Source organism: Candidatus Nitrosopumilus sp. (assembly GCF_029882185.1).
In the GTDB taxonomy this organism is placed as follows: Archaea; Thermoproteota; Nitrososphaeria; order Nitrososphaerales; family Nitrosopumilaceae; genus Nitrosopumilus.
Genome location: NZ_JAOULD010000030.1, coordinates 1 through 12959, shown reverse-complemented (window position 1 = coordinate 12959; position 12959 = coordinate 1). Strand labels below are relative to the sequence as shown.

Sequence of the window (12959 nt, the reverse complement as noted above, 5' to 3'; positions counted from 1 at the left end):
TTTCTGCACAAAACTCAATCATGTCACCAATTAATCGCATTGAGGGTTGTGGTGGATAGATGTACGTATTTCTTGCAATGTATTCTTTGAGAATATCATTTTGGGTAGTTCCACGCAGTTCGGTGCTTTTGAAGCCTTGTGATTCCCCTACTGCAATATAATATGCAAGTAATGTAGATGCAGTAGAGTTAATCGTCATTGATGAACTTACTTTACCTAACGGTATGCCATCAAAAGCAGTCATCATATCTTTAATTGACGTGATGGATACACCAACCTTTCCAACTTCACCTTCAGCTTGAGGTGAATCAGAATCATACCCAATTTGAGTGGGCAAATCAAATGCCATGCTTAATCCAGTCTGACCTTTTTCAAGCATGAATTTGAATCGCTCATTTGTAAGCTTGGCATCACCAAACCCAGAATATTGTCTCATGGTCCAGAATCGTTCACGGAACATTTCAGGGTGAATCCCTCTAGTGAAGGGGTATTTTCCTGAATCTTCCACAGGTCTCTTTTTTGTTGATTTTTGATAGATACGCTTTACTGGAAAAGAAGAATCGGTGAAAATCTTCTTTTCAGGGGTTTTGGTTTTGGAGGGTTTTTTTGCAGCCATGGTATCACTTTAACAAAGATTTTGTAATTTTGTCTCCTGCTTGAAATGGATCAATGTCTTTTGATTGTAATTTTTTAAGATATTTTGAAAATGTTTTATCAGAAACCAACATATCATCAATCTTTTCTTTTATGTTATTTAAAACAATATCTTTTAGTTCGGCCTCAAGGCGCTCATTATTTTTAATATCTTTGAATTTCTTTTTGGATTTCATCAAATCTTTCAGAGTTTTTGCAAAAACAGTAATTCCAGAATTTTTTTTGACAGAGGTTTTCAGAATTATAGGATTTCTGTCAGAATCTCCAATGAAATCACGGACTGCGTCAAAAAGTTGGTTGGTTCCACTAAGATCACTTTTGTTAACAAGATAGATATCTCCGATTTCAGTCAAACCTGCTTTGATAGTTTGAATGCTATCACCAGTATTCGGATTAAAAACAACAACAGTGATATCAGCAATGTTTGAAATTTCTACTTCGGTTTGGCCAGCACCCACACTTTCAATAATTATCGGATTGAATCCGGCATATTCTAAAACACGGATGCTATTTCGCAAGGAACGAGAAACAGCCCCAGTTGCACCTCTTGATGCAATACTTCTGATGTATGTGCCAGAATCAGTAGATTCACTCATCCTAACTCTATCTCCCAATATTGCACCTCCGGTAACATGACTTGTAGGATCAACTGCCAAGACGGCAGGTTTTGTGCCTAATTTTTTCAGAGCCATAGCAGTTTTGTTAATCAATGAACTTTTACCAGCTCCTGCAGGTCCAGTAATACCAATAATTGAAGAGGTTCCACTATCTTTGAAAATTTTCTGCAACAGTTTTTTTGCTTCAATTTGATCATTTTCAACAATAGTTATTGCTTTAGCAATTGCACCACGTTTACCTTTTTTGAGATCAGCAAGTAAATCCATGATGTAGTAAATGATTTAGAGCTGCAATAAAATCTTGTGTAAATCTATTTTTTAACGGATAAAGCAATTATTTTTAAAATCTACAGAATTTGAAAAAATAAGATATGTTTAACACGACATATCCATTTAAAAATAATCCGTTAATGATCGTTAATTCGAGCTAATCCCAGATAAACAAAACACAAATGAAATTCAATTTATCTCTCCAGTTCTAATCTGATTTCTTGTAGGAGATCATCAAGATCAAGGATCAGATAGTCCAGAGTTTTCCAGAGGATATTCTCAATGATATTCTAATTAAGTAGGAAAGCCCAAAGATCCGAAAGAGCCATGGTACGAATATCGTGGAGGCAATGATCAGTATGACTTGCCACTACAGATCGAGGGTTTTGGTTTGAGGAAAAAGCTATTGTAATCTAGTTTCCAGAAATCAAATCCCAGATAAACCCAAGAAATTCCTTGAACATGTTTCTTTTTTCAGAATAGATAGATAATCCAAGCAGTGTCAGATCTTTGACCCAGATCTAACCAGTTTTTGATATTACAGGTTATCTCATGTTAATGAGATTATGGCCATGATTGGAACATGTGAGGCATGTCATGATGTGGGGGTCGAAGTAACATTGACCAGAGTTCATAGTAATGTGGACAATACAAGTGGAATGGTACTGATTCGCTTATGCAGAGCATGTAGGGAATAGTATTTTGCCATTGCAGTTAGAACATTGGAGATAATGGCAACGTATTCATCCAAGTTGCTTTTTGTGTAAGGTGTAGACGATGATCATAGCAGTGCCTGTTAATTGATTGAAGTTTTGGTTTAATAGAGCCATTGTGAAAGGAATTAGATAGAAAAAAGATTTGTCATTTGATCTGAATGAAATTAAATCCTTCTTCACCTGATGGATATTCAAAAGATTGTTTTGGTAAAATAATACCTGCATTTTCGGATAGAATTGAAACAGGGTCAACTAACGCAATATGGTGTGAGAGATTTTTCTATGTCAGAGATCCCGACAATCATCAAATTGCGATTGCAAAACCTCTCTAATTCTAAATAATCAAGTGAGGGCCCCAGATCAAATGTACTTTTTACACGTGGATATGACTAAATAATTAACATCCAGTACGTGGAATTTGTTTATTTCAAAACCCTGTAATGCAATTCAATTAGCGCATCATAATCAGTAGTTTTAATCAGTTCAAGTTTTACCTCTTTTTCTATATCCTTGAATAATGGGATTCCTTTACCGAGTACAACAGGAACTATTGACAGAATTATTTCATCTACAAAACCGAGATTCACAAAGGTGGAAATTACTTCTGCTCCCCCAATCAACCAGATGTTCGTTCCTGTATCTGAGAGGAGGGCTTTCACTAATTTTTCAGCATCAAGTACGAATTCGATGTTTTCGTTATAGCGATAATCATTACTCCGAGTTAAGACATAGGATTTCTTGTCTTTGTAAGGATAATCTCCAAATGTCAGTACTTGGTTGTATGTTTTTTTACCCATAATCACCGTATCTACCGAATTGATAAAATCATCATATCCAGACACCGTATTTTTTGGAAGCCAATCAATATCGCCATTCTCTCTTGCAATGAATTCGTCCAGACTGGATGCGATGAATAGTTTTATTTTTCTCAAGGATTGGTTGATCTTTCTTTGTTTATTATAATGATATTCTATATTACACATGATTTTGATATGGATTAAATTTCCATGTATGTATTAACTCAAACACCAGTGTTTTCGTCTTTGGTGAGTTCCAGATAGACCTTGTCTCCTACTGAGAGATTCATCTTCCTGTATTCGTGCATGTCAAGCTTTAGCGATGTGCCACTACCACCTGGCATCATTCCTCCCATGCCCGAAAGCATCTTGTTCAGATCTTTTACCATGTCTCCCATTTTGGTAGGGTCCATCATTTTTGAAGGATCAAATTGAGGTTTGTTTCCCTCTTTAAGATCTTTTGATGAGGTCAATAAAACTATCACGTAAGGCGCACCGTCAGGTGACGAATCAATTCTTTTTACTACAAATTCCTTGCGCATATTATAGATTCAACATGATGTCTTTATAATGTTCTTTATCTGTAGTGAGCAGCAAATGTGTTTGGCTCTTTACTTTGAAGGTCTTTTTTGTATTGGCCTGCAATCAGATCTCCATATACAACCAAATCTCTGGCAATAGTTTCAATACGGGAGAGAATGTTTTCATTTGTAATGTTTCCCTGTTTGTCAAAGTCCTGGTCAGAGTTCACTGAAATACCATACGGCATACTCCATCCATAGCACTGTCTTACAGCAGTTCTCATCTGGTCCATGACTGTGAGTCCTTTTTCGTGTGAGGCGCAGATGTATCCAAATGTCTTTCCTGCAAAATCAGACCAGAAGAAATCCAGGAAATTTTTCATTACTCCAGACATCGAACCATGGTAATCAGGAGACGCCAGAACAAAGGCATCGGCCCATTTTACATACTCTGTAACTTTGTCAAGTTCAGGTGAACTGTTTTGTTCAGGGCGATACATTGGCAGTTGTAATTCTCGCAGGTCCAACAGATTTGTTTCTGCATCTTTCTTTGCTTTTTCCAATGTCAATTTTAGAACACGTGTACTGTAAGATGACTCCCGCATACTGGAGGCCACACCTAATATTTTTAGACCCATCTTGTGTGGGTTGATGAATCTATGATATATTTTTAGTTACACGTGGGTCTTATTTTACCGCCTAACTATAACCCCATACAGGTCGTGCTGGGGTTAGGACAGAGCGGCAAGAATGAACGTGCCCGAAAGAGCACCCAAACGAGATCTTGAAAATGACATCGATAAAGAAATTAAAAAACAGATCTTAGATTCTTGAAAAAATGAATTTGATTTTAAATCCTGAATCATGAACAAAATCTTGCAACATCTGGAGGCATTTTATCAAATGGTTCTATTTCAGAATCACAGTGCAACACCCTCAGGTATTGAGATAGAATATTGCATTCCAACTATTGTAACATCTAAAGGAATTTGATATGCATCAATTGCCATAATCATGAAGAAAACACCCATTCCAATTGACCATCATTTTGTCATAAAGGGTTTTAAAAAAAATGTCATTTAATCTCCGAATTTGATTTTCAAATTTGGTTTAATATGAATTCACAATAACTCAAACATCATTTAAATTCTATGAACTAATTTTGGTTCCACATCTAGAACAATAGTTTCCATCAGAAGGTAATTCACATACAAGACAAACTTTTGTTTTAAAGCCTCTTTGTTTGAATTTTACAAATCTAAGAAATGGCAAAAAAATTATCGGTAGAAAGAAAAAATAGATTCCAATTGACCAAAGAAAAAATGAAATTGTAAGAGATATAGATATTATGACAATAGTAAGTGGCCAGCTAGTTCTATTCATGACAATCCTATTATTAAGAATGGGTGTTTTGAGGTTTCAAGAATTTTTATTATAATATTTGATTTTGTCCTAATGGCAGTCATGCTAGTTCAGATTTATCAAATTTTAACACGTGATCTTTTATCGTTATCTTGGCACCTTTTTTCATGTAATATTGTGTCTTTTCTTCTGTGAATGTTCTAGTATTAATTGTGGCATTATCCTCCATCGCCTCGAAGGTTTCTGCATCTTGAGATAGTTCGGATGTTTTTTGCCAATTACCCTCAAATTCACAATATACAAAATTGACAAATGTGAGTCCTAAATCCATATTCTATTTCACATAATCAAAGTTAAATTGCATAAGGATAATTTTCATTTTTGGTTTTCATGCTCATTCTAAGGATTTATCGCTTGAATAACATCTTGATATGCGTCAAGCAAATCTCTTGCAGTTACAATTTCCATAAAATAACAATAAAATTAGATTATTTTTTCAGAATTATAGAAACAGAAAAATTACTTTAAAGAGTAAGCAAAACCGCTGACAAAAGCAGGTCCTCGTTTCTTCTTTATTCTAATACGCTTACCCTTTACATCAATACTTTGAGATCTAGGCAAAAAGCACCCCGTCTGTTTTCCATCAACTGAAACAAGTATGTCGCTATCTCTTTGAGTGACCGGCCCTAAAATTCTATACAATTTGGACTTTTCACCACTATACACTGTTTGCCATTGTCCAGATCTTGCAAACCACTCTTGTTCATGGTCCATCTCATCAGAAGGTCCAACATATGTTCCTGAAATCCATGTGTATGATGAACTTTTGATTTTAATTTTTTTACCTGAAACGGTTCCACCCCTATGAAGTTTGGTTACTTTGTCATCATGATAAACAGTGATGTCTCCAGAACCTTTAATGTAAAATTATAAAGATGTATTTCCTTGATAGATAGATAGATGCACATTTGTCTGCTTTTGGTCCATCTACCAATTTTTTGTATAACATTTCAAAGAATTTTATTAACTTAAGCATATCTGTGATTTTCAGAATCGATTAACTTTTTTGCTCTTTTAATAGAATAAATGTAAAAAAGAATATGGAAATTTTACAATTTATCAAAAGGAAATTCCTATGGGTCATACTTTTAGTTGTAGTATTTTATGTTGTTTTCATTTTAGTTTCAGATGTAGAGAAAATTTTTGAGCATTTTTTGCAGATTAGAGCAGAATTTCTATTTTTGATCCTTTTCCTTGTTTTTCTATCTCACATTGTAAAGAGTTTCCGTCAAAAAGAATTACTAAATAATCTTGGAGAAAAGATCCCATGGGTACAAAATTTAGTCATTTACATGGCAGGATTATCATTAATTAATACGCCTGGCGGTGTTGGCACCTTTATCAAATCAATTTATTTGAAAAATCAATTTCAAATTCCTACTAACAAATCAATTTCAGTTATTTTTATGGAGAGGTATCACGATTTGCTTGCAGGCACAACAATAATTCTTGTAAGTATTTTCATGTATTTTAGTTCCGTTTCAATTTCTCTACTTATAATATCTTCAGTTATTCTCATTGGAGTGTATGTATTGATAAAAAATAAGAGGTTTTCAGAATTTACATACAAAAAAATCTCAAAAATTAAGTTCATATCAAAAAATCTTCCAGATGATATAACAAGTAATTCATTTTATATTTTGACCAATTCAAAAAATATGACCAAGGGTTGGTTGTTTAGTATTTTTGGGTGGTGTATAGATTCAATGGCAGTGTATGTGGCATTTCTTGTATTAAACGTTGATTTAGGATACATCTTAATTTCTCAAATTTATTTTACTTCAATTGGATATGGCGTTTTGTCATTTTTACCAGGAGGAATAGGAGTCAATGAAAGTATAGCAGATTTTCTTTTAGTACAGCAAGGATTGGAACTTTCTGTTGCAACTTCACTTGTCATATTAACAAGATTAACCACCACATGGTTTGCAACAATAATAGGAATAGGTTTCACTCGTAATATTTTGAAAAAGCAAAGACAGTCTCATTAACCATGTTTCTTTCGGTTATTTTTTACTTCATCATGCAAGTCTTTTACCATAGAAATCAGCAATTCTACTTCATGTTTTTCTAAATGTTCAATTTCATGTATTTTTCTTATAATTAGAGATTTTGTAGAGGATTCAACTGATTCATGTTTTTTTAGTCTTGAACCAATCAGAACAGCACCAAATGCTGAAATCATTATACCTATAATTGAGATTCCGACAAACATTAATCCAATACCCATCATTCTTCCAATTTCAGTTACAGGTACCACATCACCATATCCTACGGTGGTCACAGTAGCTGATACCCACCAAAATGCATCAAGAAGTGTAGTGATTTGTGCATCTTCGTGAGGAGATTCAATAAGATAAATGGCCATTCCACTTCCACCAATTATCAATGCAAATAGTACAATTACAAAAATTAGTAGTCTCAATAAAAGTATTGGATTAGAGGACTACTAAAAACCAAAATAAGATTTTCAAAGTAGAAAACAAACCTATTTTATTTATCGAGTAAAACAGTTTTCAAGAATAATCAATTTTAATGAACAATTAACCGTGAAATGCAAGACGTACACAAAGAATCAAAATTAACTCCATCTAGTGAAAATCAACAAGGGAAAAGCAATTTTCAAACATACAAAGATTATTCAGATAATTTTCAAAGGCAAGTTGAAAAAACAGTCACACAGAGAAACGAATTGTTTGGAAAAGTATATCTGGAATATCTAAAACACTACAAGCAGGTCACAGATAAGATATTTGAATATCAAGACAATTTCTTGACAAAAAATGGATCAAATGTGAATACTGACTTGTATAATGACACTTGAAAGAAGTTTTACGAGTCTGCAAGTATGTCGTATTCAAACCAAGCAAAAATTGCTGAAACCACACTTAATGTAATGGAACAAAATCTAAAGCTGCTCAATGGAAACATGGGTGGTTTTACTGATCTAATGTCATCAATCTGGTTGTGGTGGATTCCTGACAAAAAACCAAAAAATTGATTTTAAATTGTGATATACCAAGGATAAACTGCGTTACCAAGACTTTTCAAGCCTCTACCGGGAGCCTTGAGGTGGACCTAAAGCCTTTTTGTTGGACATTTCTGAACAATGTCCAATTCTGTCCAATGAAAATGCCTAAAACTGTCCACTTTTGTCCAAAAACGTCAAGTATTGTCTAAAACTGTCAAATAATGCCCAAGTATACTCAATAAGCAATATCTTTTTTTGGTATGATTTACTAGAAACATGATTCTGTTAGACAGGATCTTGTGTCTTATTCTTTGATCTTGTCTTTAGATGCTTTGCAGTTTGGTTTTTCCAGTATCTTTCCGGCACATTAGAAATTTTTTCTGCGTATCATTCCAGTAAAATCATTTTGACTCCCCGGAAAGATAGTTATCAATTCGGTGGAATGAACTATCAATCCAGTCTAGGAATTTTTCTTTTCGGTATCAATTCAGAGATGTCATTTATCAATTCGGTAAAACATTCTGAGAGTGTCTGTAGTTTGATCGATTATTCCTATCAATTCGGTATCTTTTCGGAGATTTCCCGAAACTTTTCCGAAAATACCGATAGAAATTTTGATCGACGATACCTCAATTCTACATTTTTAGAAAATAAAAGTAGGGAGATGTTATTACTCTATATTGATTTTAGTGGTCTTTGGTTGAGGTGTTGGTTTTTCCTTTGGGATCTCTACTGTCAATATTCCATTGTTTAGTTTGGCCTTGACATCAGAAGATTTTACTCTCTCTGGAAGAGACATTCTTCTATGAATTGATACCTCGCTGTGCTCTTTTCTAATGTATTTTTTCTTCTTTTCCTCTTCAGATTCCTTGTGCTCAGCTGAGATGTCAATATAGTCATCACCTACATTGAGGTTGATTTCTTCTTTTTTTATCCGTGGCATGTCTGCAGTAACTACAAACTTGTCTCCCTCATCTATAAGGTCACATGAGGTTGATGACTCAAACACATGATGTAGTGGTTTTGTTACAAATGATGGTGTCAAGACATGCTCAAAGTCTCGCTTAAAGTTATCAAAGACTCTGTCTAGTTCATCAAATCCTGAACGCCAAAATGGAACAACTTCCTTTTTCTCTTTGTCCTTATTTTCAATACTCATTGAGCATAATGTATCAAAAAAGAATTTGTACTTTATGTAGATTGTCAGTTTTGGTTTTTATTTTCATATTGTCTGGTTGTGACAAAAAGCAAGAGCATCAATTTAATGTTAAATCTTAATTGGAATGGGACGCAGATAAATGAAGATATCAACATAGTCATTTTTACTGTATAGATTTGATGTACATCAACTCATAAACACATGGACTGTTAATTTTAAAACTATATTTTTTCATTTCAGAAATGAAAATCATATCATCACCATAAATATACTAAAACAAACCAGAGTCTGTGTCTCAAGTTGGAACTACACCGGAAGGCGTTCCCATAATTTTGCTAAAGGAGGGAACAAGACAATCCCGTGGAAGGGATGCACAAAGAAACAACATCAGGGCTGCAAAACTGATTGCAGAAATCATTCAGACAAGTCTTGGTCCAAGAGGGATGGACAAGATGCTTGTGGACTCATTGGGAGACATTACAATTACAAATGACGGGGCAACAATCCTAAAGGAAATTGACGTGCAGCATCCTGCTGCCAAGATGATGGTGGAAGTGGCAAAGGCTACAGATAGCGAAGTGGGAGACGGAACAACATCTTCAGTTGTCTTGGCAGGTGCTTTGCTTGAAAAGGCAGAATCACTAATTGATGATGACATTCATCCCGTAATAATTGCCGAGGGTTACAAAAAGGCCTCAAAAAAGGCAATGGAATTTTTGACTGAAATTACAATAAACGTTGAACCAAAAGATAAGGAAATACTTGAAAAGATTGCAAACACGTCAATGCAGACAAAGCTTGTATCAATTGAGGCAACTGATCTTGCCAAATTGGCAGTTGATGCAGTACTGGCAGTCATTGAAGAGAAAAACGGAACATTCAGGGTAAATCTTGACAACATAAAGATAGAAAAAAAGACAGGTGGTTCAATTTCTGATAGTGAGTTGGTAAGTGGCATAATACTTGATAAGGAAATTGTTCATAGCGGCATGCCAAGAAAAATTGAGAATGCAAAGATTGCTCTAATCAATGAGGCACTAGAGATTAAAAAGACAGAGTTTGAGGCAAAACTAAACATCTCTAGCCCCAACCAGATAAAATCCTTCATGGAAGAGGAAAATCAGATGCTCAAAGACATGTCAAACAAGATAAAATCCACTGGCGCAAATGTTGTTTTGTGCCAAAAGGGAATAGATGACATTATCCAGCACTATCTTAGCAAGGAGGGAATACTTGCAGTAAGACGCATCAAGGAAAGTGACATGACAAAACTTGCAAAAGCTACTGGAGGCAGAATAGTGGGAAGAGTAGATGACCTAAATGATACAGAGTTGGGCTTGGCAGAAAACGTGGAGGAAAGAAGAGTAGAAGAGGACAACTGGGTGTTCATCGAAGGGTGCAAAAACCCAAAGGCAATCAGTATGCTGCTAAGAGGCGGCACTCAAAGAGTGATTGACGAGGCAGACAGGTCAATGCATGACGCACTGATGGTTGTAAAGGATGTAATTGAAAAACCAAAGATTGTCTATGGTGGAGGTGCGCCTGAGTCCTTTATTGCGCTAAAACTCAGAGACTGGTCAAAATCGCTTTCTGGCAGGGATCAGCTTGCAGTTGAAAAGTTTGCTGATGCAATGGAGTCCATTCCGCTTGCACTTGCAAGAAATGCAGGAATGAATCCTATTGATACGATTACGCAACTAAGATCAAAACAGAGTAAAGGGGAAAAATTCACCGGAGTGGATGTCATTAATGGAACGATTGCTGATTTTGAGAAACTAGGAATAATAGAGCCAGTCAAGGTCAAAGAGCAGATAATAAAGTCAGCTACTGAGACTGCAAACATGATACTGCGAATCGATAACGTTGTTGCATCGTCTAGATCATCGGCCCCACCTCAAGGAGGAATGGGAGGCATGCCCGGAATGGGTATGGAATAGAAAAATAGATTTCAAGACATGAAAATTAGTTTATTATTATGTGTATGTGATATAGAATGGTTTCCAATTAATTGAAAACCTGTAATTAGTTGGTCTAACAAATGATGTAAATGGATTATGTGCTTATGATCGGTGTTGCATTGAGTGGTAAAACCACCTATGTTAAAGCAAACTTTGATCATGAAGAAATACGACTGTATTATTTTGACAACAATAGAAGAAAGGAGATTTGAGTTTGTGTTTTAATTGGTTTTTTATCAATACATCAAGACAAGAATTTTTACAATCAGATAGATATCCGTGTTCTATTTCGACGGGACATGGTAAAACGCCATCATAATTTAACAGTCTTCAGATTGATTTTTCAAATGAATATACACCAATAATATTAAAAAGAATTTATAATTATTATCCCTAAACTAGTGGTACCAAGACTGTAATCAAAACAGACACAAACACTATGCTTATGAGATTTAACGGAATGCCAAATCTTGCCATGTTTTTAGCACTTACATATCCACTTCCAACGACTATTGTATTTGGAGGTGTTGCAATAGGCAGGATAAACCCGTAACTTGTGGCAATTGCAACAGGTGCCATAAGTAAAATCGGATTAATGCTCAAAGTTGTAGACAATGCAGCCATTATGGGCAGCATCAAGGCAGCACCTGCAGTGTTACTCATCAACTCACCGGAAAATATTGTAACTGTTACAACAATTAGGATTATCAAGAAATACTCCATTCCTCCTACAAACGACAGTTGATTAGCTATCTGAAGGTCCAACTCAGATGATGCAAAACCTCCTGCCAGAGATATTCCCCCACCAATCAAAACAAGTATGCTCCAAGAAATCTTTCTTGCAGATTTTAGATCTAACAGATGACTCTTAACAACACCATTAGATGACGTTGATGTGATCATAAATAAAATCAGCACAGAGAAAAGCACGATTGTATAATCTTCTACAAATGGAAGTTCAATCAACCTATTGACTTTATTAGAAAATTACTCTTCTTTATTTTTTCAGGAGAAAATATCAGTTTGAGACAAACAAATATTACAGTTTTATGAAATATTCACCATTCTGAAGATAGTAAAACTATAGGAATACTTGTTGTCTATAACTCACTGATAATTCCTTCGTCAGTGTTATATTATTCAATTCAATGTCAAATTAATGCAGACTGTTACAGTGTGGAGATGTTATAGATGTGCCCTAACATTCAACAAGGAACAGATAGCAACCACACATCACGAGGTATTTGAACATCCTGTTCAAAAGATAGAAATGTCAACTCTTAACTAAATTTTCACTTTTCTTTTTTTATTCTGCCTCGCAGGCACTCGGCTCTGGTTTTGGTGACTTGATCTCATATACGACCTAAGGAAGAGAGTAGATTACCGGAGGTACAGGTTGTCCTGACGAATAAATTTCTGTTTTTAACTGAATATGACCCAATTCCTCATGATCAATTTCTAAAACAACGGGATGAATTGCCCAGCCATATTTTGGCTCATTTGTAAATGGGACAATTTCAACAAATTCAGAATCAGAAAATGTTTTTTGAAATGTATCACCCATACCAAGGATTTCCATGACAACCAAAGATGTTTTGCCAGAATTGTCCAGATAAGAGACTTCCACATAACCTGCGTCATGAAAAATTGCTTCAACATGAAATGTTTGACGAAGAATGTCTTTGTCATCAGATGCACCACCTGTCAAAAATATAATTGCCAATATGGTGAAAACTCCAAGAAATATTGGAGGTCCAAGTTTTTTAGCCATCTTTGAATTCTTTTCTCATTCTTCTAAGGAATTTTGAATTTATTCGAATCCGTTCAAGCGTTTGTGATTGAGTTCGTTCGGTTCCAGGAGTAGGATTCTTTTT

17 protein-coding genes are annotated in these 12959 nt (G+C 35.1%); 6 read left to right on the top strand and 11 right to left on the bottom strand.

All coding sequences use genetic code 11. The features are described 5' to 3' along the window. A partial coding sequence (locus OEW78_RS07830; RefSeq protein ID WP_300326551.1) for a methylmalonyl-CoA mutase family protein occupies positions 1-616 on the bottom strand: 616 nt, incomplete at its 3' end. A 4-nt stretch (positions 617-620) separates the two neighbouring features. After that, positions 621-1538 carry a methylmalonyl Co-A mutase-associated GTPase MeaB gene (gene meaB, locus OEW78_RS07825; protein WP_300326548.1) on the bottom strand — a complete coding sequence of 306 codons (918 nt, stop codon included), beginning with the start codon at positions 1536-1538 and terminating at the stop codon, positions 621-623. Between the two features lie 575 nt (positions 1539-2113). Here meaB and OEW78_RS07820 point away from each other — a divergent pair. Further along, on the top strand, positions 2114-2239 hold the full coding sequence (locus tag OEW78_RS07820) for a hypothetical protein (protein ID WP_300326545.1): 126 nt from the start codon (positions 2114-2116) through the stop codon (positions 2237-2239). Positions 2240-2679: 440 nt separating this feature from the next. Here the strand turns inward: OEW78_RS07820 and OEW78_RS07815 are convergent, their stop codons facing one another. The 5 genes from OEW78_RS07815 to OEW78_RS07795 form a co-directional block, all read right to left on the bottom strand. Beyond that, on the bottom strand, positions 2680-3189 hold the full coding sequence (locus OEW78_RS07815; protein ID WP_300326542.1) for a dihydrofolate reductase family protein: 510 nt from the start codon (positions 3187-3189) through the stop codon (positions 2680-2682). 89 nt (positions 3190-3278) lie between these two features. Continuing rightward, entirely contained in the window at positions 3279-3596 is a 318-nt protein-coding gene (locus tag OEW78_RS07810; protein ID WP_300326539.1) for a hypothetical protein, read from the bottom strand. 35 nt (positions 3597-3631) lie between these two features. Next, positions 3632-4213, bottom strand: coding sequence for an NAD(P)H-dependent oxidoreductase (locus tag OEW78_RS07805; protein ID WP_300326537.1), 582 nt, complete (start codon positions 4211-4213; stop codon positions 3632-3634). A gap of 824 nt (positions 4214-5037) precedes the next feature. Further along, positions 5038-5268: a hypothetical protein gene (locus tag OEW78_RS07800; protein ID WP_300326534.1), complete on the bottom strand. Its 231-nt coding sequence runs from the start codon at positions 5266-5268 to the stop codon at positions 5038-5040. A 188-nt stretch (positions 5269-5456) separates the two neighbouring features. Further along, on the bottom strand, positions 5457-5711 hold the full coding sequence (locus OEW78_RS07795) for a hypothetical protein (RefSeq protein WP_300326532.1): 255 nt from the start codon (positions 5709-5711) through the stop codon (positions 5457-5459). A 326-nt stretch (positions 5712-6037) separates the two neighbouring features. Here OEW78_RS07795 and OEW78_RS07790 point away from each other — a divergent pair, with 326 nt between their 5' ends. Next, positions 6038-6988 (top strand): lysylphosphatidylglycerol synthase transmembrane domain-containing protein, encoded by a 951-nt coding sequence (locus tag OEW78_RS07790; RefSeq protein ID WP_300326529.1) that lies wholly within the window; start codon positions 6038-6040, stop codon positions 6986-6988. Here the strand turns inward: OEW78_RS07790 and OEW78_RS07785 are convergent. After that, a complete protein-coding gene (locus tag OEW78_RS07785) occupies positions 6985-7422 on the bottom strand; it encodes a potassium channel family protein (protein ID WP_300326526.1) in 438 nt (145 codons plus the stop codon). The genes OEW78_RS07790 and OEW78_RS07785 overlap by 4 nt on opposite strands. 129 nt (positions 7423-7551) lie before the next feature. Between OEW78_RS07785 and OEW78_RS07780 the strand changes: the two genes are divergently transcribed. Both OEW78_RS07780 and OEW78_RS07775 read left to right on the top strand, forming a co-directional pair. Then, positions 7552-7821: a hypothetical protein gene (locus OEW78_RS07780; protein WP_300326523.1), complete on the top strand. Its 270-nt coding sequence runs from the start codon at positions 7552-7554 to the stop codon at positions 7819-7821. A 24-nt stretch (positions 7822-7845) separates the two neighbouring features. Next, complete coding sequence (locus tag OEW78_RS07775) at positions 7846-7998, top strand: hypothetical protein (RefSeq protein WP_300326520.1); 153 nt, start codon at positions 7846-7848, stop codon at positions 7996-7998. Between the two features lie 640 nt (positions 7999-8638). On the opposite strand, the gene OEW78_RS07770 is transcribed toward OEW78_RS07775, so the two are convergent. After that, positions 8639-9127, bottom strand: coding sequence for an Hsp20/alpha crystallin family protein (locus OEW78_RS07770; protein ID WP_300326517.1), 489 nt, complete (start codon positions 9125-9127; stop codon positions 8639-8641). 290 nt (positions 9128-9417) lie between these two features. Between OEW78_RS07770 and thsB the strand changes: the two genes are divergently transcribed. Further along, a complete protein-coding gene (thsB, locus tag OEW78_RS07765) occupies positions 9418-11064 on the top strand; it encodes a thermosome subunit beta (RefSeq protein ID WP_300326514.1) in 1647 nt (548 codons plus the stop codon). Between the two features lie 110 nt (positions 11065-11174). Beyond that, entirely contained in the window at positions 11175-11297 is a 123-nt protein-coding gene (locus OEW78_RS07760; protein WP_300326511.1) for a hypothetical protein, read from the top strand. Between the two features lie 181 nt (positions 11298-11478). Here OEW78_RS07760 and OEW78_RS07755 read toward each other — a convergent pair whose 3' ends face one another. Further along, positions 11479-12015, bottom strand: coding sequence for an SLC13 family permease (locus OEW78_RS07755; protein ID WP_366523051.1), 537 nt, complete (start codon positions 12013-12015; stop codon positions 11479-11481). A gap of 433 nt (positions 12016-12448) precedes the next feature. Next, positions 12449-12856, bottom strand: coding sequence for a hypothetical protein (locus OEW78_RS07750; protein WP_300326506.1), 408 nt, complete (start codon positions 12854-12856; stop codon positions 12449-12451). Positions 12857-12959 lie beyond the last annotated feature (103 nt).

Coding starts and splice junctions, on each gene's coding strand:
- OEW78_RS07750 (WP_300326506.1), bottom strand. CDS start 12,856: ATGGCTAAAAAACTTGGACCTCCAATATTTCTTGGAGTTTTCACCATA.
- meaB (WP_300326548.1), bottom strand. CDS start 1,538: ATGGATTTACTTGCTGATCTCAAAAAAGGTAAACGTGGTGCAATTGCT.
- OEW78_RS07770 (WP_300326517.1), bottom strand. CDS start 9,127: ATGAGTATTGAAAATAAGGACAAAGAGAAAAAGGAAGTTGTTCCATTT.
- OEW78_RS07810 (WP_300326539.1), bottom strand. CDS start 3,596: ATGCGCAAGGAATTTGTAGTAAAAAGAATTGATTCGTCACCTGACGGT.
- OEW78_RS07800 (WP_300326534.1), bottom strand. CDS start 5,268: ATGGATTTAGGACTCACATTTGTCAATTTTGTATATTGTGAATTTGAG.
- OEW78_RS07795 (WP_300326532.1), bottom strand. CDS start 5,711: ATGGACCATGAACAAGAGTGGTTTGCAAGATCTGGACAATGGCAAACA.
- OEW78_RS07780 (WP_300326523.1), top strand. CDS start 7,552: ATGCAAGACGTACACAAAGAATCAAAATTAACTCCATCTAGTGAAAAT.
- OEW78_RS07790 (WP_300326529.1), top strand. CDS start 6,038: ATGGAAATTTTACAATTTATCAAAAGGAAATTCCTATGGGTCATACTT.
- OEW78_RS07805 (WP_300326537.1), bottom strand. CDS start 4,213: ATGGGTCTAAAAATATTAGGTGTGGCCTCCAGTATGCGGGAGTCATCT.
- OEW78_RS07775 (WP_300326520.1), top strand. CDS start 7,846: ATGTCGTATTCAAACCAAGCAAAAATTGCTGAAACCACACTTAATGTA.
- OEW78_RS07820 (WP_300326545.1), top strand. CDS start 2,114: ATGATTGGAACATGTGAGGCATGTCATGATGTGGGGGTCGAAGTAACA.
- OEW78_RS07760 (WP_300326511.1), top strand. CDS start 11,175: ATGGATTATGTGCTTATGATCGGTGTTGCATTGAGTGGTAAAACCACC.